Below are 24,176 nucleotides of genomic sequence, written 5' to 3'. Positions count from 1 at the left end.
GGCTACTTCGCTGCCACGGCCAAGGCATCGGCGCCGGCGGTTGCACAGGCTTCGTCGAGGGCGCCGTCGGGAGCACCGCCCACACCGATCCCGGCAACGGAAACTCCGTTGACCTTCAACGGAACGCCGCCGGCCAGGAACAGGGTGCCGGGGAGGTCGGCGATGGACGGGCCGTTACCGTTGATGCGCTTTGCGAGTTCGCTGGTGGGAGCACCGAAAGCTGCGGCCGTGTAGGCCTTCTGCTTGGCGGCCTCGATGGTGTGCTCGGCGGCGTTGTCCCCGCGGAGGAGTGCCTGGACGGTGCCGAAGCGGTCAACCAGGGCAACAGTCACGAACGGCAGCTTGTCTGCCTGGCACTTGGCAAGCGCAGCGTTGACGGCAGCGCTTGAGGCGCCCACGGAGATGCGGTTCTGGGCTACAACGTTCTCCGGTGCCGGTTGAACTTCTGCGGCAACTTTCACGGGCGCGGCGGGTGCGGCGGCTGGTGACACGGCGTTGGCCACAGCAGTGACACCGCCGGTGAGCAGCAATGCTCCGGCAGCGGCGGCGGCAATCATCTTGTTGGACTTCTTCACAAGGTTCTCCTGGTAGTTGGCATCGGGTACATCTCCATGCTTCCGCGAGCGCCCCCACGCCGCATCGGCCGGGCGCCGCTCCCGGTCTCAGCCTTTCCGCCACCTGTATCAGCCAAAAGGTGGAGAGACCAATGACTGCGTGGGATCTAGCATGGAAAGAACGCCTTCCACCCAAACCCGGAACGGGAACCACCCATGCCAACTGCTCATCCTAGGCTCGAACCTGGCAACCAGCTCAGCAGCCGGATTGATGGCCGCATTGATGCTGTGGTGCACTTGGGCTTCGCCGTCCTGATGGTGGCCTCCGCGGTCCGGTACGTTATGCGTCACTCCCCCGCGGACAACCTGTGGACCGTTGCTTTGGCCGTGGCCGTGTGCGCGCTGTATGCGGTGACCGCGGTGCTGGCTCACCGCCAACCACTGGCTCACCGGCAGCCGCCGGGTCAACGCACTCACCGGTTGTGGATCCCGTGGATGGTGGCGTTAGTGACAGCGTGGGCCGCGTTGGTGGTGGTCGCTCCGAGCTTCGCATGGTGTTCCTTCGCCATTTTCTTCCTCACGCGCACGGCCTTCCGCGGTTGGGCCGGCTACGTGGCGGGAGGCGCGACGGCGGCCGCTACCGCCGTCGGGCTCTTCCGCATGAGCGGCTGGACGGACATCGCCATGCTGCTGGGGCCTCTCGCGGCGGGCGCCCTGCTCACGCTGATCTACGACAAGATTGAGCGCGATGCGGCACTGCAACGCAGGCTCTTCAACGACGTCACCCGAGCCCAGGAGCAACTCGCCGCCAAGCAACGCGAAGCCGGAATCGCCACCGAGCGCGAGCGGGTTTCCCGTGAAATCCACGACACCGTCACCCAAGGCCTGGCCAGCAGCCTGCTCCTCCTCGAGGCCGCCCAACGCTCCTGGCCAGCCGAATCCGCCCACAATGACGTCCGCAAAGCAACAGATTTGCTCAGGCGCAACCTCGCAGACACCCGCAGCCTGGTGCACGAGCTCTCCGCTCCCGGCCTTGAGACCGGGCCGCTCCCGGAAGCCCTGGAACATGCGGCACGGCAATACTTTGAGACCGTCAGCATCCACGTCACCGGTGAGCCGCGGCCCCTTCCATCCGAGGTGCGTCATGCCCTGCTCCGCGTCACCCAAAGCGCCGTGGCCAACATCAAACTCCATGCCCGCGCGGACCATGCCAGCGTGACGCTCGGTTACCTTCCGGATGCGGTCACCTTGGACGTGTTCGACGACGGTCGCGGTTTTGATCCCGCAGCGGTACCTCCGGCGTCGGCCAACGGAGGGTACGGCCTCCGTGCCATGCGGCAGCGTGTTGAGCAGTTGGGCGGAGAATTGTCCGTGGAAAGCTCGCCCGGCGAAGGCACCATCATCGCGGCGCAGTTCCCACTGACCCAGCCAGCTGATCCGGCCCATGCTTTGAAGGAGGCCCTGTGAACACTATCTCGGTGCTCCTCGTGGACGACCATACGGTAGTTCGGAGCGGACTCAAGGCGCTGCTGGGCACCCAAGGTGACATCGCCGTCGTCGCGGAGGCGTCCTCCGGCGAGGAAGCCCTGAAAGCCACCCAAGAGCATTCACCCGCAGTAATCCTCATGGACCTGGCAATGGGCGCTGGAATGGATGGCATTGAAGCCACCAAACAGCTGCGACAGCGGAACCCGAAGCAAGCCATCATCGTGTTCACCACCTACGATTCGGACGCTGACATTGTGCGGGCCGTGGACGCCGGTGCCATGGGCTATTTACTCAAGGATGCTGCGCCGGAAGAAATTTTCGCAGCCGTTCGTGGCGCGGTGCAGGGGAAAAGCGTGATGAGTGCGCCGGTAGCTTCCCGCCTGTTCCAACAATTACGGAATCCGGACGAAATTCTCACGCCCCGCGAAGCCGAACTGCTCAGCCTCCTAACCCAGGGCCTCAGCAACCGTGATCTCGGGAAAAGACTGTTCATTTCCGAAGCGACAGTCAAAACCCACCTCGCTCATATCTACGCCAAACTCGGCGTCGAAACCCGTGCCGCAGCAATTGCCACAGCTATCCGGCGTGAGGGGATGCGGTAAAGGCACGCGGTTGGTTACGCTGAGCCGTATGGACGATGCAGCGGATCGCAAAATGTTCAAAAACCCGGGAACTGCTTTGCTGGTCCGGGGAGCCCTTTCCATAGTTTTTGGCCTCTTGATCTTTGTTGTGCCCAGTGCCACCGCTTTGGTGGTGGTTGTCATGTTCGGTGTTTTTGCGATCATTGACGGCATTACGAGCGTTGCCCATTATTTCTACGATCCCGCTGGCCGTTCGCGCTGGACCATAGTGGGTGGGCTCATCTCCATCGCAGCCGGCATTGTTGCAATTGCCTTGCCGGGAATTACGGCGGCTGCAATCGGTGTGCTGATCGGATTTTGGGCCCTGGTCCTGGGTCTTTCCCAAATTATTCTTTCGCTGGCCGCGAGGACCTTCATCCGAAGCTGGGGTGTTTGGTTCCTGACCGGCCTGATCACCACGGTGTTCGGGATTGTGGTGCTGGTGAATCCGGGTCTGGGCCTCTTGGGCCTGGTGTGGATGTTGGCCGGATTCGCGATCGTTACCGGGTTGCTCCTGATCGCATCGGGCATCGGGCTCCGCAAACTCACATCCTCCTCCGCACTTTACGTCCGCTAGTTAGTCAGGGTAAAAACCCGTCAGGGGATGCGCTCAGCCCCAAGTTCGGTAAGTTAGTGGCTGTGAAGATAGCTACCTGGAATGTGAACTCCCTCCGCGCCCGTGCCGACCGCGTTGAGGCTTGGCTTGAGCGCAGCGACTGCGATGTCCTGGCCATCCAGGAGACCAAGTGCAAGGACGAGAACTTCCCGTGGGAGCTCTTTGAGCGCATGGGTTACGAGGTTGCGCACTTCGGCGTGAACCAGTGGAACGGTGTAGCCATCGCTTCGCGCGTGGGCTTGGAGGATGTGCAGCGCACCTTCCTGGACCAGCCCGCGTTCGGTAAGGCAGGCAAGGATCCTGCCCAGGAAGCCCGGGCCATCGCTGCTACCTGTGGCGGCGTCCGCATCTGGAGCCTGTACGTTCCCAACGGCCGCTCGCTGGACGACGAACACATGCCGTACAAGATCAAGTGGCTGGACGTCCTGCAGGGCCATGCGGCTGAATGGCTCAAGTCCGAGCCCACCGCCCAGATCGCCCTCATGGGTGACTGGAACATCGCCCCGTTCGATGAGGACGTTTGGGACATCGAGCTGTTCCGCAACAACAACTACACCCACGTCAGCGAACCCGAGCGCGCCGCCTTCCACGCCTTCGAAACCGCCGGGTTCACCGACGTCGTCCGTCCCTACACCCCGGGCCCCGGCGTCTACACCTACTGGGACTACACACAACTGCGCTTCCCCAAGAAGGAAGGCATGCGCATCGACTTCTGCCTCGCCTCCCCGGCCCTGGCGTCACGGGTCACAGGCGCCTCCATCGACCGCGAGGAACGCAAGGGCAAAGGCGCTTCGGACCACGCTCCGGTCATTGTGGAGCTGGCGGACTAAGTACAGGCTCACTGACGAAAAGGGGCGGTTGATATGACTGGAAACCTGTACCGGGGCCAGGCGGGTCTGCCGTTCTCTTCGTCACTGCGCATTTACGAGCCCATCGAGGCGTTTCCGCCCGAACAGCAACGCCAGCTCGTGGCGGAAGGCACCAAGAACGGTTCCCGGGCCGCCGTCGAAAATGCGGAGCTCCAAGCCTCCCTGGGACGCATCACGCGTTCCGGCGGCGATCCTTTCCCCACCGGCCGCACGGACTTGGTACGCATGACGCGCGTGCCCACCGGACGGCACGCTGCGGCCCAGGATACGGAAGATCACGACGCCGGGCGGCTGCTTTTCTGCCCCAGCCAACTGGTGATTCGGGCTGGCTTGGCGGCCAACGCGCTCATGGATGGCGTGCATAGTCCGCTGGCCGATCTCCTCATCCCGGTCTCGCAGCGTGACAAGCACCAGGCCAGGATCGATCGCATCAACGCCGGGGAGGCCGCAAAACGGGTGCACACCCGGGCTTCAACGTGGGGCATTCCGTTCAGCTGGTTCTCGCTTTTCAGTGAGTCGGACCGCAAGGACGTGGTGGAGTCCGAGGGGCGCATCCTCACCGTCCGGGTATGGACACCCATTACTGAAGCCTTGGATAGGGCACGCTTTGCCGTGGCCCATTTGGCCTTGGCCGCGCCTGATTTGGACATGCTGGACGACCTGACACAGCTCACGGAATGGCTGGAACTTTTCCACGTCCAGTCCATGGTGGAGCTGGATTATGGTGCCGTGGCTGACAAGGTGTATCCGGACGAGTCCCCCATGGATGTCCGGCTCGGCATCGAGTGCCTGGCTGAAGGGGACATGACCGGAGCGGCCGCCGCCTACCGCAGGCTCGCCTCGCGGTGGATTCCCATCCGGCAACTGGCGCGGGCCTCCTAGCTGGGCTCGTGCTTTTAGCTGGGCTCGTGCTTTTAGCTGGGCGGGGCCGTCGTCTCGCGGACAATCAGCTTGTGGGGGGCCACCTCTGAATGAACTGCTCCCGGGTTGCCGTCCAATTCGTCCAGCAGCATCTTGGTAGCCAGCTCTGCCTGGTTGTCGGGCCGCTGGCCCACGGTGGTCAGGCCAATGGATGACGAGAAGTCGTGGTCGTCAATCCCGATGACGGAAAGGTCTTCCGGCACCCTGACGCCATGACGGCCCGCCTCAAAAATGACGCCCATAGCCATCTCGTCCGAGGAGCAGAAGATGGCTGTTGGTTTGCGGCCGGGTTGGCTCCAGAGCCGGTTAAACGCCTGCTGTCCGCTGGCGACAGTGAAGTCACCCCACTGGTCCCACTCGGGGCGGACTTCCAGGCCGGCGTCGGTCATGACTTCCTGGAAGGCGCGGATACGCACGCGGGGAACGTCGAAGTTCAGGTCCGTTTCGTCGTCGCCATGGAGCAATGCGATGTCCTTGTGGCCCAGGTCCAGCAGATGCCGCACGGCGGTGGACGCGGCGTCGTAATCGTTGATGCCGATGTACGCGCAGTCCTCAACGTGGCCACCCACCACAACCAGCGGGATGTCGATTTTGTGGAGGTGTTCCAGCTCTTCCTCTGTCAGGGACATACAGAGCACCAACAGTGCGTCGATTTGTTTGTAGACCATGGTGGAGCTGAAGAGCCGCTCACGGTTGCTGCCGTGGCCGCCCAGGTTGAAGAGGGAGAGGTTGTACTTGCGTGAATGGAGTTCCCGGTCCGCGCCCTCTATGGCTTTGGAGAAGAACCACCGGCTCACAAAAGGTGCCAGGACTCCGATGGTGCGGGTGCGGCCCGTCGCCAAGCCTGATGCCGATGACGACGCAACATATCCCAGTGAACTGGCAACTTCGAGGATTTTCTCGCGGGTGGCGGGAGACACCCGCGGTAGTCCCCGCACGGCGCGTGAAACGGTGGCCGTGGAAACTCCGGCGGCTGCAGCGACGTCCTCAATACTGACGCCGGTATGGCCGCCGCGTTGGGATCTACCCGTTGTTTTTGACACAGGCTCCCCTCTCCGGCCGCCGTTGCTCCGCCTTCAAACCCTAAATGTGTATTTGTAGATTGCCGCCTCGGTTACGCAGGCGCGTAATGCGCTGCGTAACCGAGGCCGCAGTCCTAACCCTTGAGGCCGCCGGACAGCAGGCCGCGCACAAAGTAGCGCTGCAATCCGAAGAACACCAGGAGCGGGACGATGATGGAGACAAACGCTGCTGCCGGGTTCAGGTAGTCCCTGGCACCGCGGGTACCGGAGATCTCAGCCAGACGCTGCGTAATGGGTGCAACGTCTGCCGTTCCACCGGAGAACACCAACGCCACCAGCAGGTCATTCCAAACCCACAGGAACTGGAAGATCGCCAGCGAGGCGAGTGCCGGTACCGACAGCGGCAGGATGATCCGCCAGAAGATGGTGCTGTGTCCGGCGCCGTCCACCCTTGCCGCCTCAATGACTTCACCGGGAATTTCGGAGATGAAGTTATGCAGCAGGAAGATACCCAGCGGAAGGCCGAACATGGTGTGGGCAATCCACAGCTGGGCGTACGAACCCGCCGGGAGCTGCAGGGTCTGCGTAAAGAACTGCAGCAGCGGAATCAGGGCCATCTGGAGCGGGATGATCTGCAGGGCAAAGACGAAGATGAAGAGAGCGTCACGGCCCTTGAACTTGCCCCACGCGAAAACGTACGCAGCCATGGACGCCAGGACCAGCACGAAGATGGTGACCGGGATGACGATCGCGATGGAGTTGACGAAGTACTGCGAGAGGTTGGCGGACTGCGACCCCGCCGGGGTGAGGACATCCGCGTAGTTCTTGAACGTGAACTGCCAGTCGACGAACGCATTCCACCAGCCGTCGGACCGGGGACCTACCTGCTTGGCGGCAGGACGGAACGAGGTAACAAAGAGCCCGAACGTCGGCACGGACCATACGACGGCGATGATGATCGCTGCCGCTGTTGCCCACTTGGAAGTGAGCTTGGTCTTGACGCGGCGCATGATGGGCTGGGCGTCCTCCGTGGGGTCGGATCCAGGACGCTGCCGGGTGGCCTTCGAGGCCTCTTTCGGGGCTGGCGTGGCTGTCAATGGATCTCCCTTTGCTTGCGAAGGACTCGAGCGTTGTACACGACGATCGGCAGCACCATGAGGAACAGGATCAGGGCCAACGCGGCACCCCGTCCGGGCTCACCGGCGCGGAAAGCCTGCGTGTACATTTCGTTGGCGACTACGGAAGTGTCGTAGTTGCCGGCGGTCATGGTTCTCACGATGTCGAAGACCTTCAGCGTTGCGATGGTAATGGTGGTCAGGACCACCACCAGGGCTCCACGGATGCCGGGGACTGTGACGTTGCGGAACTGCTGCCAAGCGTTGGCACCGTCCAGGCGGGCCGCCTCGATGAGTTCCACAGGGACACCCTTGATGGCCGCAGACAGGATCACCATGGCGAAGCCGGTCTGGATCCAAACCATCACGATGATGAGGAAGATGGTGTTTTCCGGGGCATCCAGCAGGAACTGCTTGGGATCCATCCCCAGGGCGACCCTGAAGAAGTTGATGACACCGGTCTGCTCGATGTTGGGGCCACGGTAGTCGTAGACGAGCTTCCAAATGATGCCGGCGCCCACAAAGGAGATGGCCATCGGCATGAAGACCAGCGATTTGAGAACCCGCTCGCCGCGGGCCTTATCAATGAAGACTGCGTAGGCGAGGCCGAAGCTCGTCGACAGCAGTGGAACCAGGACGGTCCAAATGACGGTGTTCCGCAGCGTGGTCAATGCCTCAGGCTGCGTGAACATCCACACGAAGTTATCAAAGCCATTGCCATTGCCGCTGGCATCCGTGAAGGCCAGCATTGACGTGCGGATGGCCGGATAAACCAGACCCACCAGCATCAGGATTGCCGCAGGAGCAAGGAATCCTGCCACCGTGACTTTGTCTTTGACTGACTTAGGCGCCCTGTCCACCAGCAACATGATGAGGCCGATGACCGCTGCGAATATCGCAAGGGCTATCACTACTTGTAGGAGTTTTTCTCCAATAAATTCCATACCCAACCTCCGGGGCGTGAGTGAATCACTAAGTTCCGGGAAAAGCACTGCCTCCCCGGCTGGGTCAACCAGTCAGGGGAGGCAGCACTCTGGGAGTTAGCTCTTAGGCCAGCTGGATTCGATGCTGTTGGCAACATCCTGGGAGGACGTGCCGTTGATCCACTGCACGATGCCCTTCCAGAAGGAGTTGGAACCAACTGCGCTCGGCATGAGGTCCGAACCGTCAAAGCGGAACACGGTTTCCTTGTCCTGGAGGATCTGGACGGTCAGCTTGTCCAGGTCAGACTGTGCGTTGTTGGGGTCCAAGCCCTTGTTGGCACTGACCACGCCGCCAAGCTTCACGCGGTTGTTGGCGAAGTCGGCGCTGGCCAGGTATGCCAGGAACGACTGAACTTCAGCGGTGTCCTTGTAAGCACCAACCATCTCGCCACCACCGGTGACTGCCTTGCCCTTGCTTTCGTCAATCGGCGGGGTGATGAAGGCCCAGACGTCGCCGTCTTCAGCCACGTTGGTTCCTGCAGGCCAGTTGGCTGCCTGGAAGTTGGCCTGGTGGTGCATGGCGCAGGTGCCGTCGAGGACCGGCTGGCCGGCCTGGGCGAACCCGGTGCTGAGGATCGAGCGAACGTCACCGAAGCCGCCGTTCACCATTTCCGGGTTGAGCAGGATATCGCCGGCCTTGTCGAAGGAATCAACAATCTTGGGGTCATTGAACGGAATCTGGTGAGCCACCCACTGGTCGTAGACCTCGGGGCCGTGGGCGCGCAGGACAACGTCTTCGATCCAGTCCGTGCCGGGCCAGCCCGTTGCTTCTCCGGACTCGAATCCGGCACACCACGGCTTCATGTTCTTGTCATCCGCGGCGATCTTCTTGGACAGCTCGATCATTTCGTCCCACGTCTTGGGGACTTCCCAGCCCTTGTCCTTGAAGGTCTTGGGCGCGTACCAAACAAAGCCCTTGACGTTCGCGAGCATCGGAGCGGCGTAGAACTTACCGTCCACCGTGCCGTACTTCTTCCAGTCCGGGGACCAGTTCTTGTCCACAAGGTCGGACACGGTCTGCGGTGCGGGCTTCAGGTAACCGGCCCGTGCCTGGGTGGCCAGAAGGCCGGGCTGCGGGAAGATCGCAACGTCCGGGGCGGTGCCGGACTGGGCACGCACGCCGATCTGCGTTTCGAATTCCTTGCTGCCCTCGTACTTAATGGTGATGCCGGTGCAGGATTCGAACTGCTTCCAGGATTCCTCGAGATTGGTTGCCTCGACGTCGACGATGGTGGAGTAGACGGAGACGGTCTTCCCGTCATGCTTGCCATAGCTTTCGTAGGCGGAGCAATCATCCGAGCCGGCGGTTGATCCCCCACCGCCACCATCTCCGCTACAGGCGGAAAGGGTAAGTGCCAGAACACCGGCGGCTGCGACCGGTAGCAGGTACTTGGTTTTCTTCATGCTAAAGACTCCTCGCTGAGTACAAAGATTCGGCGGCGCAATTGATGTGGTGACGCTCACACTAGCCATGATTCGCCAGTCAATGCAAGCGCTTACACATAACGTGATCGCATTGATACCAAGCAGCCTGCGCTTCTCCGCGGGCGGCGGTCCTCGAGCGCTCGGTGAGCTGGTTGACGGCCTGCTCCACGCTACTCCGCGCGGCCTGACGAGCCTCGCTGATTTGATTGCCTACTATTGCCTATGGAAAAGTAGGAATCGTGGATGAACTTGAAGCACTGCAAACCATAGGCCGCCTGATCAAAGAAGAACGCTTGGCACAAGGGCTGAGCCAGGTTCAGCTGGCCAAGCAGGCAGGTACTGCCATCAAGACGGTCCGCACACTGGAATCCGGGACCCGGCGAACGCAGGAGATCAACCAACGCAAGCTTGAGCACGCCTTGGGCTGGAGGGCCGGCTCCGTGTCCGAGGTCCTCAAAGGTAAATCGAACTTCGCTCCGGAAATGATCACCCCCGACGACATGCGCTCAGGCGACGAATCACGGCAGGGACCTCCCCGGGTTACCGTTCCCAGCGCTCCCATTGCCCGGGCCTCGCACCTCTCCGATGAAGAGCTGCTCGCCGAGCTCACCTACCGGATGATGCACCGCAACCGAGGCTGATCGGCCACACTACAGTGCCTGGCGACGCACCATCTCATTGATCCAGGCCGGCGCGAACGGCGACGTGCAATTGGGCGGTGTGGGATAGTCCTTCAGCACTTCCAACCGCTCTCCGATGTCCAAAGCCCTGGCCCTGTGTTCCGGGAATTCAATCCCGATCTGCGCCAGGCAGTGGTTCATGGCCCACTGAAGGCGGTCCGGGGCTTCCTTCATGTGGCTTTCAATAACGTCCAGCAGTTGCACAAGATCCAGGCCTTCGGGCTTCTTGACGACACGCTCAGAGGTCAGCGCCCAGCCGGCGCTTGCCACCACGGGATCGGAGTCAGCGAACCAGGTAACCCGCAATTCTTCGGATTGCGGGCTTTTCTTGACGACGTAGTTGACAAGCCAGTCCTGGACTTTGGGGGTCCGTGCTTCCCGCAACATGCTGTCCAGTTCGTCCCGGTCAAAGGCCTTGGGCCGGCATATCAGGAGCGCCAGCAATCTGGCTGCAGTGTCACCGGTGTTCCACAGCTCGCGGGAGAGCTCCTGCTGGGTCTTCAACCTCTTCGCGATGGCACGCAGCTTGCTGAGGTTTACCCCGTGGTCATCGCCGTGTTTCTCGTTCACTTCGCGGGCCCGGGGCTCTTCCAATGCCGCAAGTTCCGCCATGAGACCGGACACCGTCGATTCGAGCGTCAACTCTTGGGCCGCCGTCGTTTGAGCCACCGTGGCCTCCTTTCCTTCGGGTGTGGGATTCAGGCTACCCGTTGCTGAATGCGAGGGCAGCGCACGGCTGCGCATCAACCGCTTGGACGGCTCAGGAACTTAGCGAACCCCTCACGATGCTCACACTGGAGTGGCCGGGATTTCCATCCAGCGGTTCATCAGAGACGTCGACGATAGGAAAATCGTCCAAATTCAGATCTGACGGAAGCGGGAAGGTCCCTGAATCCGAGCTCATGATTCCCAGACTGATCAGCCGTTTAAGGTCCGTGCCGATGAGCCAGACCTCCTGGTAGCCCTGTGCTTCATCTTTGCTCAGCTTCACTTCCAGGTTTCGTGATCCGTCCGCGGACTCAAGGACTGTCGCTGATCCTGTGGCAGTGTGCTGTGCGAGTGGGGACAACTCTGCCCGCGCCAATGGCGTTGCCGCTTGATTGAGGTTCCACAGCGTTCCACCCGCGATGACCAAGGCCCCCGCCGCAGCAACTGCCAACCAGGTCCCACGGCGTTGCCACCCCAAGGGACGCTTCTTGACGGAACGTAGGTCTGTGGGTGGCGCCGGGGGGTGCCCTGGTTCGGGCGGATCGGTGTGGCCGGCTTTGCTGGTTTCAGTCCCAGTTGCAGAGCCTGCTGCAGATCCCGTTGCGGAGCCCGTAGCTGGGCCCAGGGGGTCCGCCCGGGTTGCATCGGACAGACCCAGTTCCCGGTGAATCCCGCTCCACACGTTGGGGCCGGGCACCTCAAAGCTTGTGCTGTCCGGTGTGGTTTTCATGGCGTCCACGGCGCGGCGCAATGCGGCGTACTCCGCCGAGCAGGCATCGCAGCTATTGAGATGCCGTTGGCCCTCCTCATCGAGCCAAGCACCGTACAGCGCCAGGAGGCTCAACTCTTCCGGATCAATGTGCGGCACGGTCAACCTCCAGTCTGCTTCTTAGGTGGATCAAGCTGCGTCGAATGTGGCTCTTGACGGTACCAAGGGGTAGTTCAAGCCTGCGGGAAATCTGCTCATGCGTCAGGTCCTCGTAGAACGCTAATTTCATGATGGCGCCCTGCGGTTCACCAAGCCGGTCCAGTTCTCCGTCCAGAAGCAGCCTGTCGGCCACTACCTCAACCGCTTCCCCTGTTGGAGATGCCCCGCCAGTGTCCTGGACCTGGGCGACGGCAAGGATTCTGCGAACTTCCCGGTTAGAGGCAGAATGGGCGTCCGCAATGGCGTGGCGTGCAATGCCCACTATCCAGGCCGGCAGTCGCGAGACCTCCGGGTGGAAGGTGTCGCGGTGTCGCCAGACCCTAATGAAGACCTCTTGCGTGACGTCGTCGGCTGCCGAACGGTCTCTCAAAGACCTCAAGGCGAGCGTGTGCACCAGCGGGGCGAACTCCCTGTAAGCGGCCACAAGTGCGGACTCATCCCCCGCCATAAATGAAGTGGTCAAAGCATCGTCCCACGCGGATGAAACCTCGTTTGGGGATACCAAAGGAGACTCCTTCCCGGCGTCAGCGACGAGGACCACGGCCGGGTTGGGGTACTTATTCAAGGACCGCGGTGACAATGACATTGTCGCTGTAGTCCATTCGTTCGTCCAGCCACCTGCCCCCGCACGTGACAACCTTGAGTTCGTGCGGACCCGTGCGACGGAACAAAGATTCGCCGTCGAAGGCGTCCTTGGCCATCAACGTGACGGAAACAACCCGATAGTTGAGTGCGGGAGCACCCTCCCGTCCTACGGTGATCAAGGTTCCGGCCGGTAAGGATTTCAACTGGGAGAACGGTGCTTGGTCGGAGGTGGTGTCGATGTGTCCGGCAAGCACAGCCGAGCCTTCCGCGGCTCCGGGCGCTGGCCCGAACCGATACCAGCCTGCCTCATAGAAGGTTTCCGGTATCTCCATAGCACCACCGGGCGCGACCCCCACGGGTACTACGCCCATATCAATGGACGTACCAGCCACTTGGAGTGACACAGGAGGGGGAGTCGCCGCGGGCTGCGTTGGAGTTGTGCCCCGCAGCTTGACTTCGACAGGTGGCGGAGAAGGCTCGGCGGGAGGCATCGACGGTTGAGTCTGCTGCACGCTGGGGATCGAGTCGCTTGTCTCGCTAGAGGCACTCGGTGCCGTGGACGGCGTCGGGGTCCCGCAGGCCGTCAGAAAGAGCACAGCCACGGCGGCCAGCGCTCCCATCCATTGGTGCGCACTGCGACGGCGGCCTGTACCGCTTTGGAGGCGCATAGGGCGACTTTGGTGTGGCTCACTTGATGTCATCACGCGTTTTCCTGGGGGTCTGCGGCTAGATGCTGCGGCTGCCGTTGTTGATGCGGGGCACGCCCTGGCCATCGCTGCGGACGGCCAGGACGTGTTCCAAGGACTTAGGACTTGATCCCGGAGGTGACAGCACGAGCCCTACGAATCCCCAGAGCGATCAGCAGCAGCGTTGCCGCAGCGAGGCCACCGCCCAGCATCAGCTGTTCTGTGGAGACATCACCTGCCGAGGCACCTGGAGACAAAGCGCCCGATGAGCCGTCCAGTGCGCCGGGTACCGATCCTGGTGCCGAATGCAGTCCGTCAATGGTCTGCACCGCCAATTGAAGATTCTTGTCGGTGAGGCTTCCCCACGCGAAGACGATGGTGTGCGTTCCTTCGGTCACTGTCACATCCGCAGGGCCAATGACAGGTGCCGTGGTGCCCGCTGCAGCCACTGCGGCTGAGACCGTACCGGGGTCTAGTGTGAGTGTTTGCTCGTTAGGGTTGGCCAGATTGCTCACAACGGCCGTGCCGCCGGCCAGCACATCCACAGCCGGTGCCGCAGCAGTGTGTCGGACGGTCAACTTGCCTTTGCCTGCATCGATGCGCGAGACGTCGTTCGTGAAGAAGTTCGCTGTTGGCTTTCCTGCCGCATCGAGGTTGGCGACGGCGGTGTAGTTGCCGTTTGCAGCCAAAGTCACCGTCACGGGCCCAATAACAGGGGCAGAGGCATCGGCGGCGTCCGAGGCAGTAATTGCGAGATCGTACGCTCCCGGCGGAAGTGCCAACGGGCCGGCCAGTGTGCCTGGAGTGAAGTCGTCCAAGGTTCGTGCTCCGTTGACCCAAACGTCAACGGTCAACCCAGGCACACCGTGAAGTACAGACAAATGTGCGTCGCCCTCCGCCGCTTGCGCGGGGACAGCCAAAACGATTGCTGCTGCCAATGCCGCGGCACTGGCTCCTGCTCCTGCCGTAAGTATTCTGCTGCGCATGTCCTTCTCCTCGATCGGCCCGACGTGCGGGGTTTTTGCTGATACCCCTACTACCGACATGAGGATGGTTATGGATGCGGATGCACTCGATTTTTTGAGGGTGTGTTTCTCAGCGGACCCTCTCGGCCTTGGTAAACCTTGCCCGGGCACCGGAAACCATGTGCACCAGGACGGGGGTCTTCTGGCCGATGACCAGGTCCAACGCTTCAACCAGCTGAGACACTTCCGCAGCCAGGATATGGGGCGCCACACCCTGCCGTGGTTGGATGCGGATGCGCAGTCCGGGCTGGCCCTTCACTTCGAGGGTGGCAACGGAGGCGCCGGCGAGGTCCGTCCTTTCAGCCAGGGCGGACCTGAGCGCCTGCTCGGCCACGCCACCACCGATCCGGACTTCGCCGTCAACCGCGCTGTCATCGTCGCTCGCCACCAGAAGGTTGGCGCGGCCTTTTCCTTGCTGGGACACCCAGGCGATCATCCCAATGATGATGGCCACCAGGACGACGCCGGCCACAATCCACAGCCAGCTCTCTTCACGTCCGGGGAGGTGAGTCTGCCTGAAGGCATTCTCAGCGCCCGCCCATACTGAAGCAGACCAGCCGTGCCACCATGTGGCCACTGCAGGCACGGTGGCCAACAGCACGAGAAGCAGCCCGATGGCCAGCAGCTTCACACCAATGATGAAAAGAAGTATGCGGTTAAGGGCCCGTGGTGTTCCGTTCACGCTCCGATCACCCCCGAGGACGCCAGATTTACCCTGACAGCTGGCATCGGCACCGGCGACATTTCCTCAAGTTCGGCCTGGACGGCAGTTAATACTGCTTCTTTGCTGACACGGCTGCCGGACGTTGGCCGCACGTTCACCACCACCAGTTGCCGTGAGACCACCACCATCACCTGTTCCTGGGTGACGTTCGCGGCAGTTCGTGCCCGACGTGCCAGTGCCGAGGCCAGGACCTCGTCATCAACCACGACGGCGGTGCGAGGGTCCCTGAGCAAGTGGCGGGCGCGCCTGCCCGGCAGGACGGCGTGCAGCAGGAAGAACAGCCCCACCATGGCGATTACCGCACCACTGGCCCCAAGCAGCAGCGGTGAGATGCCTTCCGGGAGGGCGATAATGCGCTCCGCGGCCGTGGTGGGATCGATAAGCCATGGCGGCTGCCCTATGGCGCGGACTCCTGCTTCGAGCAAAGCGTAACCGCAGAGCACGATCACCAGAACGGCCGCGATCACGGACGCTCCCGCGCGGGACGAATGCGTCTCACGGCGCAGGATACGGCTCATGCTCGGGTCTTCCCCGGCCACCGGGCTTGCTCCCCTGTTCGGGTCCGCTGCGTTCACTCTCTGTGTTTCCTGATCCTGGGTCACTGGACGCGGCCTCCCTCAGTGACGTGAGCTCCGCTGATTCTGATATCCACCCTGCTCAGTTGGGATCCGCTGAGCTGGGTCACGGTTTCAAGAACGAACGCCTTGGCTGCCACGGCGCGGTCCCAGATGGAGCCTCCAAAGCCTTGGACCCGCCGCGGATCACGCAACACCTCTGTCAAAGCCGGGACGCTGATAGGTGCCACGATGGACAAAGCCAACAGGCCGTCGTCGTCCGCCCAATCAGCGCGGATGTGGCTGGCGTCAACGCCGAGCGCCTGCGCCGCGGCGGCCCGAGCCAACGATGTCAATGCCTGGGTACTGATCCGGTTATGGCCGGCCAGGCTGGTGGTGTATTCCACAGCCTCAGCCACGCTCATGACGAAGAGCGCCGGCCCGTAATGGCATCCAGCACACTGCGAAGATCCAGTTTGCCCTCAGCCGCGCGGCCGAGCAGGGCGCCTATGCCCATGAAAAGCAGGGAGATCAGGAAACCCCATAGCCCGAACGAGAAGGACATGAAAGCCACGAAAGCGCCGATAGCAATCCCCACCACGGTCATGCTCATTGGAGTGCCTCCCTTTCCACTACCACTGCCTTGCTTACGGCGGGTTTTGCCGGCGGTGCAATGAAAACATCGGTGATTTCGATATTGACCTCAATCACTTGAAGACCAACCAATTCCTCCACGGCGCGGTATACAGCGGCCCGGACCTGGTTGGCGACGCCGTGCAGGGGATGACCGTAGAGCGCAACCAAGGTGATGTCCACCGCCACTTGGGTTTCCCCCACCTCGGCGCGAACCCCTGCTGCGTGGTCCGAGCTGCCGACGGCGTCGCGAATAGCGCCCAGCGCTCGGGACGGAGCGGAGCCCAAGGAGTAGACGCCAGGCACTGTGCGGGCAGCGATACCCGCAACTTTGGCGACGGCGGCCTCGGAGATGATGGTGCGTCCGGTGCCAGGGATTTCGCCCCCGGGCACGGGATCAAGCTGCACATTCTGGTCTTCCATGGAGCACTCCCCTTCTCTTGATTACCACCCTAGCGTCTAGCTCCGACGCTTTGGGAGAAGCGTCGGAGGGAAGGGAACGCGCCCGGCTCCCGCTACGTGCAGTTCTTATCGGTCCAGTCCTGGATGGGCTTCATAAGTTCCTCAAACTGCCCGTCACCGTATTTGCTGAAGTCCGAGCCGGCGGACTGCGTGAAAACACGACGTTTCTCGGAGACTGGCTTCAGTTCTCCGGGCATTTTGCCCTCCATTTGCGACAATTCCTGCTCCCGTGGATGCACTCGGGTTCACGCTGGGATTCACGCCTAAGTCTGCATTCGAGGACACTTCCGCTGCGCCCGCCTGCCATGCCAGCGACGCAAGAATGCGCCGGTGACCTTTGCGGCGACCATAGGCAAGTTATCCACAAGCGAGAATTTCCGGCTGGGTTGCCAATGTTTGACCCACCTAGACTGACGCACAGATCACCGAAACAGCTGCTGGGGAGCCGCACCATGCCACGCCAAACGTTTATGTCCTTTCCTTCTGTCCGCGTCCGGCAGGCAGTAGCGGCTCTCGCCTTCGCAGTGCTTCTATGCGGTTGCCAAGGCAGTATCACGCCCGGCAGCCCAGCCTCCCCAACAGGCACGACGACGGCGACACCCACCTCGAGCGCTTCGTCACCGATTGCTCTGCCAGGGAGCGCGACCACAGAGACGGCGCCTGCCTTGTACAAACCCGCCGATGCCAAGGGGAAAGCACAGAACGTGCCCGTTCCCGTCATGCCCGACCTGGCGAAGGAGAACTCGAAGGCCGGACTGGAGGCGTTCATTGGGTACTGGTACGCGAGTTACTCGTACGCCATTGAGACGGGCGATTTGGCCGCCTGGAAGCTGGCTACCAACACGCAGATACCAGTTGCCATTGCCCATGAGGAATCCGTAGATCGCAATTACGTTGACGGCAGATGGATAGTTGGCGGTAAGCTCACGACCCCCGTAATTGATGTCTCTTGGAACAGCCCTGAGAGTGGTACTTATTCAGCCAAGGTGCAAGTGATTCAGGATGCAATCCAATACTTCGACGCTGATGGCACCAAAGGCCCAGAGGATTCAGCCGCAACAAATACGGCCGACGCCGTCTTCGCTAAGTACGTAGATGGCGCTTGGAAGGTCGTCGACTATGGATCGATCGTAGGTTAGCCGTGCGGATTTTCATTTCTCGTGTCGGCATCCTGTTTCTCGTTCTGCTGCAGATCGTGTCCTCGCCTAACGCCGCCAATGCTGACGACACGCGTGTGAGCGCCGACCGGCATGAACGGCAGATACAAGTTGGGGCCACATTCACGTTCAACCCCGTGACTGGAAAGTCTGAGCCCAAATCCCAGGGTTCAGTGGCAACCGACGACCCCAATCAGTACATGGCCGATACCCATTGCCGGGCCGACGGTCCCGATACGAAGGACCCTGGCTGCGATGCCCTCGAATGCCCGGCCACCGCGCCCGGAGGCGAGGAGGGCACACCGGTCATCTGGAAGGAGGCCCCCAAAGCAATCACCAATCCGGGCTGGACGGACTGGATCCCGGTCAGCGGCCCGACGTGCCTCTATGACCCCGAACCCGAAAACGTCCTGCCCAAAATCGCCGCGCGGATCCTCACCGACTTCCGCCAACTACCCGTCAACCCCGGAAACCTCCAAGCCCAACCCTTCCCCCACACCCTCAAAGGCGGCCCCACCAACTTCTACACCACCACCAACGACCAAACCTTCGACCTCACCATCCTCGGCCAAACAGTCCACCTCACCGCCACACCCACCAACTACACCTACACCTTCGGCGACGGCACCACCCTCGGCCCCACACCAGCCGCCGGCTACTCCATCCCCGAAACCGAATGGCTCAACAACCAGACCCGCACCAGCCACATCTACACAGAAACCGGCAACTACCAAGCAGCAGTCACCACCAGCTTCACCGGAACCTACTCCGTCAACAACGGCCCACCACTACCCATCAACGACACCCTGGACATCACCACACCCACCAAAACCATCCACGTCTGGAAAACAGAAAGAGCACTCGTCGCCGACACCTGCCAGGAAAACCCCAACTCCTGGGGCTGCCCCGGCACGGAATCTCGCTAAGCCCAGTACGCACACGTCTACTTGCCCACTCCATCCGCGAGACCACGGATGAAATACCTCTGCCCCGCGAAGAACAGCACGATCACCGGAATTGCCGCAATGGCCATACCTGCGAAAACCACGGGGTAGTCCGTGCCGTGCTTGGACATCAGATTGGTGAGCCCCACGGGAAGGGTTTGTAGCGCTCCCCCGCTGGTGAACACCATGGCGAATAGGTATTCGTTCCAGGTAAACAGGATGTTCAGGAGAACCGTCGAAACCAAGATCGGCTTGCACATGGGCAAGATGACTTGCCAAAACGCGCGTGCCTTTGAGGCCCCATCCACTGAGGCGGCTTCATCCACCTCTGCGGGCAGATCCATCATGTAGGCCCGGATGAGGAACGTCGTGAAGGGAACACGGAAGGCTGTGTACAGAATCAGAAGCGCCCAGAGATTGTTGTACAGTCCCAAGCTCTGGAACATCTTGACCAGCGGGATCAGTGCCACTGTGGGAGCGAGCATCAGGCCGCCAAGGATGAGAATCAGCACCACCCTGTTGAACGGGATATTTACCCGGGTCAGTCCATAGGCAGCCCAAGCGCTGATAAATACCGTGGCAATGGTGGAAGCAACAGTGACCAAGACGCTTGTAGTGAGATAGTCGCCCACCCCTCGGTTCCATGCGGTGACGTAGTTGTCCCATTTCCACGCGACCGGCAGGGCGAAGGGATTGGAGAACAGTTCGGAGTTGGACTTCACGCCGTTGAGCAGCATCCAGACCAACGGATAAACAACCACGACGGCGAGTGCAATGAGGAACGCTTTGACGAGGACCCTACCGAGCACCAGCAGCACAGCTGAGCGCGTCACCATTGGACCCTCCTTTTCTTGGAGATACGAAGCTGTATGACGGCCAGGACCAACGTGATGATGAAGACAGCAGTGGCGACGGCGGCCGCGTAGCCAAAGTCATTGCGGACGAATCCGCTTCTGTAGAGCCACGTGCCAAGGACCTGGCTTGAATTGTTGGGGCCTCCACTGGTCATCACCATGACTTCGTTGAACACTTGAAAGGCCCCGGATACGGTGACGATCATCATCAGCCCGGTCATTTCCCTGACGAGTGGCAGGGAAATTGAGAAGAACCGCTGGAGGGGACCGACGCCGTCGATGGACGCCGCTTCATACAGTTCGGAAGGGATCCGCTGCAGTGCCACGGAGAACAGAAGCGTGCAATACCCGAAGCCTTGCCATTGGCTCATGGCGATGATGGCAAAGATGGCCGTGTTCTCCTGTCCCAGCCATGCCTGAGTGAAGTTCCCCAGGCCAAGGACATCCAACGCCGCGTTAAGGATGCCCATCTCTGGTTCGTAGATGAAGTAGAACAAGAGGCCTGCCACCGTCAGTGAGATAGCAGAGGGTACGAAATAGACGGCTCGAAGGATTCCCCGCCACCGCTGGCTTCGTAGTCCCTCGATCATCGCTGCAAGGATGATCGCCCCGAACACTTGGAAAGCAATGGAGATGATGGCGTAAAGGGTGTTGTTAAGGAGTGACTTCCAGAAGATGGGGTCGTTAAGCATGCGGACGTAGTTGTCAGCGCCAACAAAGGTCTGGCGGCCACTGTAGATATCCCACTTGAGGAAACTGAAGCCCAGGTTCTGTACCAGTGGCAGGTAAGCAAAGACGCCTAGAAGCAGGACCGCTGGCAACACCCAAACGAAGTTGCGCCAGCGACGCGACCGGTCTGACTTGTTGGTGCGGTTTCGAGGCGACTTAGCGGAAACGGGCGCCGGCGGCGAAGCCGCGGGCTTCCAGGCAGTATCGGAAACAGTCATGACGTTGCCGGCTACTTTGCTGCACTGGAAGCAGCCCGAACAGAGGCAAGAACCTGATCCGGGGTTTGCGTTCCAGCCACCAAGGCCTCCCCACCAGCCAACCAGGCGTCAGCAACAGCAGGAACAGTAACCGAGTCCAGCCATGTGATGGCTGCGGAAGCTTCGTTCACCTGCTTGATACCCTCGATGACGGGTCCGGAAGAGTTCTCCGTGGAAACCGCGCCTTTGACCGCACTGGGCTGGCCGTACGGCGGGGCAGAGAGCTTGGCAGCGTTCTGGCTGTTGGTAACGAACTTCATGAAATCAGCTGCAAGTGCGGCGTTCTTGGAACGGGCATTGATGATGTAGCCCTCAGGGGAACCTTCGATCGCTTGTGTATCGCCCTTGGCATCCGCTGCGGCGGGGAGCTTGAAGATGCCCAACCCGTCCTGCTTGAGTTTTGAGTCGGCAGAAGCAGTGGAGTCGAATTCAAGGATCTCCTGGTAATACATACCTGATTTACCCTCAGCCAAGGCCTGCTGCGCCGTGGTGTAAAGGACTCCGTTGGAGTCCTTGCCGCTGCCGGTGCACTCGTTGACCAAGCGGGTGAACTGGTCCATTGCCTTGAGGTAGCCCCGGTCCTCCAGCTTGGCCGTTGCCGGACTGAAGTCGGCTTGCAGCGTATCGGCCGGCACTTCGTAGGCGAACAGTTGCTGCAGGTAGTGGAGCCCCGGCCAACCGTCCTTGTTCCCGAACGAGATCGGCTCGTAGCCTGCTCCCTTCAGCACGGAGCAGGAAGAGATCAGTTCATCGAATGTGGACGGCGGTGTCAGGCCCAGCTCTTTGAAGATGCGCTGGTTGTAACCCATGAACTTGCCATTGTTGTAGAGCGGAACTGCGAAGTACTTGCCGTCCTTGGCGAACGCCTTGAGCGCGGACTCGCCAAAGTCATTGCCCCACTCCGTCCCCGGGGCAATGATCGGGGTCAGATCTGCTGCGAGTCCCCCATCAATGAAGTTGTTGGCCCAACTGCCAGCCCACGTGAAATAGATGTCGGGCATGGCCTGGGAGGCAGTCAACGTCTTGGTCTTGTCCTTGATGCTCTGGTCCGTCTCCTGGATGAGCTCAAAGGACACTTCCGGGTGTAGCTTCTTGTACTCCGCGGCTAAATCCTCAAAGTACGGCTCAAGCGGGTCACCGCCGAACTTCGTGAGGATGCTGAGCGTTCCCGTGTACTGGGGTTCAGCGCTTGGGTCCAGGGCAGCGGCCGGCTGGCTTCCGCCGTCGGAACAACCAGTAAGCGCCAAAGCGGCGGCGGCCAGCAACGCCATCAGTGATTGGGTGCTTTTACGCATCATTTCTTCTTTCGGTAGAAGGGCCGATTCAGCCGGGTCCCCTACGGGAGTGGGAAGTCACGCCCGCCGTTGGGGGTGCACTTCACCGCTGACGGGCTGAAGGGGTAAGTCCTGAGTTGGAACATGGGGGGTTGGAACGTGTGATACCGGTACCACAGTGAATCATGATTTGGCTCAGCGCGGAAGAGACCTAGCGGAAATTAAGGGTGTGGATTTACGAGTCGCCGCGAGCAGCGCGCACAGGGCCGTCTGATGAACGGGCCACGAGCTGCGAGGGCAGAACGTGCTTCTTCGGTTCAGAAGTGTCGCCGTCGATCCTTGCGATGAGCTGCTGGGAGGCGACAATGCCCATCTGGCGCATGGGCTGCTGGATCATAGTCAACGGAGGGTCCATGACGGCCGCCCAAGGGCTGTCATCAAAGCCGATGAGGGAGACATCCTTCAGTACACGCAGGTTTTTGGCACGCAAAGAATGAAGAGCCCCCACCGTCGCCTCGGTTTCGGTAGTGAAAATGGCAGTGGGCGGATCCGCGAGGGCCAACATTCCGCTAACAGCCCGCGTCGCCTGGCCCTCATTCTTGAGAACGTGGGTGATGAGCGCGGTGTCGAAAGGAATTCCTGCCTCTTCCAAGGCATCGAGATAACCCCTCAGCCGCTCACCATCACTCCACAGCGCTTCATCCAGGATGCTATGCATCTGCTTCAGGTCCGTCGCCGGACTGAGGGTGACGGGCCCCCATGCGAACGCTATCCGCCGGTGACCATTCTGTATAAGCGATGCAACGGCAGACCGTGCAGCCTCCCGGTTGTCGATCACCACCGAATCCGTCTCCAGCTTGTCCACCAAACGGTCTATGAGGACTACAGGAGTCCCGCGATGAATGGCATTGGATAGATGTGAAACGTCATCGCTTCGACCTGCAGCAGACGCCACCACCAGGCCGTCCACTTGCTTTGCCAGCAGGACTGCGATGGCATCGCGCTCCAGCTCAAGCTTCTCGTCAGTGCTCAGGATGATGGCGTCGTAGCCAGCCATTTTGGCTGTTTCCGAGATGCCCTTGAGCACGCCTGAGAAGAACGGGTTGGCCACATCCGCCAGGACAATCCCAAGGGTTTTGGTGACTCCCGTGGTCATACTGCGCGCCAGAGTGTTCGGCTGATAACCCAGCTTTTCGGCCGCCCGCATCACCTTGGCGCGGGTAGCTTCACTGACCGATCCATAGTTTCCGAGGGTTCGGGCCACCGTTGCCCGTCCCACTCCGGCAGCTGCTGCTACTTCGGTAATGGTGGGGGCAGCCGGGTGGTTCTGATGATCCGTCGCCATCCGGCCCCCTTCAGTTGTGGAATCCGCGCCCGCAGTTCCGTCCGTTGATTTGTCCCTGCATCAGATCCTAGTTGCTCCCTCTACGACTAGTTGCTGCCTCGACGGCCCGGCCGTAACCGAACGCGCCCTCCACATAACACTGCGCCGCGGCATGCTCAGCTCCTCGGGCCAACGCTCTCTGTAAAGCGTCGGCCGGCGGCCGATACGTTCGACTCCAACCGGAGCCAAGCAAATTGACCACGAGTCCGGCCAGAAAAGCATCACCGCAACCCATCGTGTCCGCAAACCGGCGTGGATCAGTAGGTGCCGCTGCCTGCGTGAGGAAGCGTTCGCCGTCGTACATCATTGCCCCTGACTGCCCGCGCGTCCCCACCGCGAGCGGAACGCCCGCTGCATGTACTCGCCTGAGGTCATGCTCGACGGCGGCAACAGTCATGTTTCCGCACGACAAAAGGGCCAGGTCCACGTAGGGCGCCGTTAGTTCCAGATAGGAGTCTGATCGACGTTCCGGCTCCGACGAGTAGTCGAAACTGACTAAGGCACCAGTGCTGCGGACCGCCGGTAACTGGGTCTCCGACGCGGAATAGACGCTCGAATGCACCAGATCGGCGGAGGCCAAGTACCTGAGGTGTTCAACGTCAAGCATGAAGGGATCACTTGTGGTGACGCCCCCTTCATTCCACCCCAGGAAGATACGGTCCCCGTCCACTACCTTGATTTCAGTGATGCCATTGAGGCCGTCACGGATGATGCACTTGCTGGTATCAACACCCTCCGAATCGATGGCGTTCCGGACAAAAGCACCCAAGGGATCGGAGCCGAAAACGCCCAGATAGGCGGACTCGATGCCCAACCGATGGGCAAATACCGCGACGTTAACGCAGTTTCCCCCGGGGTACATCACTTTGCGGTCGAGAAAACGGTCCACAATGTTGTCCCCGAATCCGATTACTTTCATGCTCTTCCTGTCTCGAATCTGCGGGCCCGGACAGAGCCGGGCCCGCAGCGTGGCGATCCT

At 61.1% G+C, this 24,176-nt stretch carries 29 protein-coding genes; 8 read left to right on the top strand and 21 right to left on the bottom strand.

Annotated elements, in window-relative coordinates:
* Positions 1–2 precede the first annotated feature (2 nt).
* The gene (locus HAV21_RS07090; RefSeq protein WP_197412890.1) at positions 3–575 is read right to left on the bottom strand and encodes a heme-binding protein; all 573 of its coding nucleotides are present in this window, start codon (positions 573–575) and stop codon (positions 3–5) included.
* Positions 576–770: 195 nt separating this feature from the next.
* On the opposite strand from HAV21_RS07090, the gene HAV21_RS07085 reads away from it, so the two are divergent.
* The 5 genes from HAV21_RS07085 (at position 771) to HAV21_RS07065 (ending at position 5,029) form a co-directional block, all read left to right on the top strand.
* On the top strand, positions 771–2,021 hold the full coding sequence (locus HAV21_RS07085) for a sensor histidine kinase (protein ID WP_166841181.1): 1,251 nt from the start codon (positions 771–773) through the stop codon (positions 2,019–2,021).
* Positions 2,018–2,644 carry a response regulator transcription factor gene (locus HAV21_RS07080; protein ID WP_142936911.1) on the top strand — a complete coding sequence of 209 codons (627 nt, stop codon included), beginning with the start codon at positions 2,018–2,020 and terminating at the stop codon, positions 2,642–2,644. Before HAV21_RS07085 ends, HAV21_RS07080 begins: the two co-directional genes overlap by 4 nt.
* 28 nt (positions 2,645–2,672) lie before the next feature.
* Positions 2,673–3,239 (top strand): HdeD family acid-resistance protein, encoded by a 567-nt coding sequence (locus HAV21_RS07075; RefSeq protein ID WP_166841180.1) that lies wholly within the window; start codon positions 2,673–2,675, stop codon positions 3,237–3,239.
* A 62-nt stretch (positions 3,240–3,301) separates the two neighbouring features.
* A complete protein-coding gene (locus tag HAV21_RS07070; RefSeq protein WP_142936913.1) occupies positions 3,302–4,108 on the top strand; it encodes an exodeoxyribonuclease III in 807 nt (268 codons plus the stop codon).
* A gap of 33 nt (positions 4,109–4,141) precedes the next feature.
* Positions 4,142–5,029, top strand: coding sequence for a hypothetical protein (locus HAV21_RS07065; RefSeq protein ID WP_142936914.1), 888 nt, complete (start codon positions 4,142–4,144; stop codon positions 5,027–5,029).
* A 32-nt stretch (positions 5,030–5,061) separates the two neighbouring features.
* Here the strand turns inward: HAV21_RS07065 and HAV21_RS07060 are convergent, their stop codons facing one another.
* The 4 genes from HAV21_RS07060 to HAV21_RS07045 all read right to left on the bottom strand — a co-directional run bounded on the left by HAV21_RS07060 (position 5,062) and on the right by HAV21_RS07045 (position 9,592).
* Positions 5,062–6,111, bottom strand: a complete 1,050-nt coding sequence (locus HAV21_RS07060) for a LacI family DNA-binding transcriptional regulator (RefSeq protein ID WP_142936915.1) — start codon at positions 6,109–6,111, stop codon at positions 5,062–5,064.
* Between the two features lie 113 nt (positions 6,112–6,224).
* The gene (locus HAV21_RS07055; protein ID WP_142936916.1) at positions 6,225–7,187 is read right to left on the bottom strand and encodes a carbohydrate ABC transporter permease; all 963 of its coding nucleotides are present in this window, start codon (positions 7,185–7,187) and stop codon (positions 6,225–6,227) included.
* Complete coding sequence (locus HAV21_RS07050) at positions 7,184–8,149, bottom strand: sugar ABC transporter permease (protein ID WP_142936917.1); 966 nt, start codon at positions 8,147–8,149, stop codon at positions 7,184–7,186. The genes HAV21_RS07055 and HAV21_RS07050 overlap by 4 nt, the downstream gene beginning before the upstream one ends.
* 96 nt (positions 8,150–8,245) lie before the next feature.
* Positions 8,246–9,592, bottom strand: coding sequence for an extracellular solute-binding protein (locus HAV21_RS07045; protein WP_166841179.1), 1,347 nt, complete (start codon positions 9,590–9,592; stop codon positions 8,246–8,248).
* Positions 9,593–9,852: 260 nt separating this feature from the next.
* Here HAV21_RS07045 and HAV21_RS07040 point away from each other — a divergent pair, with 260 nt between their 5' ends.
* The gene (locus HAV21_RS07040; RefSeq protein ID WP_024819271.1) at positions 9,853–10,254 is read left to right on the top strand and encodes a helix-turn-helix transcriptional regulator; all 402 of its coding nucleotides are present in this window, start codon (positions 9,853–9,855) and stop codon (positions 10,252–10,254) included.
* Positions 10,255–10,263: 9 nt separating this feature from the next.
* On the opposite strand, the gene HAV21_RS07035 is transcribed toward HAV21_RS07040, so the two are convergent.
* From HAV21_RS07035 to HAV21_RS06985, 11 genes are all read right to left on the bottom strand, one after another.
* On the bottom strand, positions 10,264–10,905 hold the full coding sequence (locus HAV21_RS07035; protein ID WP_202979303.1) for a DNA alkylation repair protein: 642 nt from the start codon (positions 10,903–10,905) through the stop codon (positions 10,264–10,266).
* Positions 10,906–11,053: 148 nt separating this feature from the next.
* Positions 11,054–11,869, bottom strand: a complete 816-nt coding sequence (locus HAV21_RS07030) for an anti-sigma factor (protein ID WP_166841177.1) — start codon at positions 11,867–11,869, stop codon at positions 11,054–11,056.
* Positions 11,856–12,470, bottom strand: coding sequence for an RNA polymerase sigma factor (locus HAV21_RS07025; RefSeq protein WP_142937113.1), 615 nt, complete (start codon positions 12,468–12,470; stop codon positions 11,856–11,858). Before HAV21_RS07025 ends, HAV21_RS07030 begins: the two co-directional genes overlap by 14 nt.
* 16 nt (positions 12,471–12,486) lie before the next feature.
* Positions 12,487–13,182, bottom strand: a complete 696-nt coding sequence (locus HAV21_RS07020) for a class F sortase (RefSeq protein ID WP_243753157.1) — start codon at positions 13,180–13,182, stop codon at positions 12,487–12,489.
* A 137-nt stretch (positions 13,183–13,319) separates the two neighbouring features.
* Positions 13,320–14,186 (bottom strand): DUF4397 domain-containing protein, encoded by an 867-nt coding sequence (locus HAV21_RS07015; RefSeq protein WP_166841176.1) that lies wholly within the window; start codon positions 14,184–14,186, stop codon positions 13,320–13,322.
* 109 nt (positions 14,187–14,295) lie between these two features.
* On the bottom strand, positions 14,296–14,907 hold the full coding sequence (locus HAV21_RS07010) for a hypothetical protein (protein WP_166841175.1): 612 nt from the start codon (positions 14,905–14,907) through the stop codon (positions 14,296–14,298).
* Positions 14,904–15,551 carry a DUF6286 domain-containing protein gene (locus HAV21_RS07005; RefSeq protein ID WP_166841174.1) on the bottom strand — a complete coding sequence of 216 codons (648 nt, stop codon included), beginning with the start codon at positions 15,549–15,551 and terminating at the stop codon, positions 14,904–14,906. The genes HAV21_RS07010 and HAV21_RS07005 overlap by 4 nt, the downstream gene beginning before the upstream one ends.
* Positions 15,548–15,928, bottom strand: a complete 381-nt coding sequence (locus HAV21_RS07000) for a hypothetical protein (RefSeq protein WP_166841173.1) — start codon at positions 15,926–15,928, stop codon at positions 15,548–15,550. Before HAV21_RS07000 ends, HAV21_RS07005 begins: the two co-directional genes overlap by 4 nt.
* Positions 15,925–16,116 carry a hypothetical protein gene (locus tag HAV21_RS06995; protein ID WP_018779541.1) on the bottom strand — a complete coding sequence of 64 codons (192 nt, stop codon included), beginning with the start codon at positions 16,114–16,116 and terminating at the stop codon, positions 15,925–15,927. The genes HAV21_RS07000 and HAV21_RS06995 overlap by 4 nt, the downstream gene beginning before the upstream one ends.
* On the bottom strand, positions 16,113–16,559 hold the full coding sequence (locus HAV21_RS06990) for an Asp23/Gls24 family envelope stress response protein (RefSeq protein ID WP_166841172.1): 447 nt from the start codon (positions 16,557–16,559) through the stop codon (positions 16,113–16,115). The genes HAV21_RS06995 and HAV21_RS06990 overlap by 4 nt, the downstream gene beginning before the upstream one ends.
* 92 nt (positions 16,560–16,651) lie before the next feature.
* Positions 16,652–16,795, bottom strand: a complete 144-nt coding sequence (locus HAV21_RS06985) for a hypothetical protein (protein ID WP_166840946.1) — start codon at positions 16,793–16,795, stop codon at positions 16,652–16,654.
* A gap of 468 nt (positions 16,796–17,263) precedes the next feature.
* On the opposite strand from HAV21_RS06985, the gene HAV21_RS06980 reads away from it, so the two are divergent.
* Together HAV21_RS06980 and HAV21_RS06975 are read left to right on the top strand one after the other, a co-directional pair.
* Positions 17,264–17,737 carry a DUF6318 family protein gene (locus HAV21_RS06980; RefSeq protein WP_243753156.1) on the top strand — a complete coding sequence of 158 codons (474 nt, stop codon included), beginning with the start codon at positions 17,264–17,266 and terminating at the stop codon, positions 17,735–17,737.
* A 155-nt stretch (positions 17,738–17,892) separates the two neighbouring features.
* A complete protein-coding gene (locus tag HAV21_RS06975) occupies positions 17,893–18,681 on the top strand; it encodes a hypothetical protein (protein ID WP_347877616.1) in 789 nt (262 codons plus the stop codon).
* Positions 18,682–18,698: 17 nt separating this feature from the next.
* Here HAV21_RS06975 and HAV21_RS06970 read toward each other — a convergent pair whose 3' ends face one another.
* The 5 genes from HAV21_RS06970 to HAV21_RS06950 all read right to left on the bottom strand — a co-directional run bounded on the left by HAV21_RS06970 (position 18,699) and on the right by HAV21_RS06950 (position 24,116).
* Positions 18,699–19,535, bottom strand: coding sequence for a carbohydrate ABC transporter permease (locus HAV21_RS06970; protein ID WP_142936929.1), 837 nt, complete (start codon positions 19,533–19,535; stop codon positions 18,699–18,701).
* Positions 19,529–20,500 carry a sugar ABC transporter permease gene (locus HAV21_RS06965; protein ID WP_166841171.1) on the bottom strand — a complete coding sequence of 324 codons (972 nt, stop codon included), beginning with the start codon at positions 20,498–20,500 and terminating at the stop codon, positions 19,529–19,531. The genes HAV21_RS06970 and HAV21_RS06965 overlap by 7 nt, the downstream gene beginning before the upstream one ends.
* An 11-nt stretch (positions 20,501–20,511) precedes the next feature.
* The gene (locus HAV21_RS06960; protein ID WP_166841367.1) at positions 20,512–21,834 is read right to left on the bottom strand and encodes an extracellular solute-binding protein; all 1,323 of its coding nucleotides are present in this window, start codon (positions 21,832–21,834) and stop codon (positions 20,512–20,514) included.
* A gap of 214 nt (positions 21,835–22,048) precedes the next feature.
* On the bottom strand, positions 22,049–23,158 hold the full coding sequence (locus tag HAV21_RS06955; protein ID WP_166841170.1) for a LacI family DNA-binding transcriptional regulator: 1,110 nt from the start codon (positions 23,156–23,158) through the stop codon (positions 22,049–22,051).
* 67 nt (positions 23,159–23,225) lie between these two features.
* Positions 23,226–24,116: a PfkB family carbohydrate kinase gene (locus HAV21_RS06950; protein WP_166841169.1), complete on the bottom strand. Its 891-nt coding sequence runs from the start codon at positions 24,114–24,116 to the stop codon at positions 23,226–23,228.
* Positions 24,117–24,176: the final 60 nt, after the last annotated feature.

The organism is Paenarthrobacter sp. MSM-2-10-13, from assembly GCF_011605365.1.
GTDB lineage: Bacteria > Actinomycetota > Actinomycetes > Actinomycetales > Micrococcaceae > Arthrobacter.
This window is presented reverse-complemented; position numbering and strand designations above follow the sequence as displayed.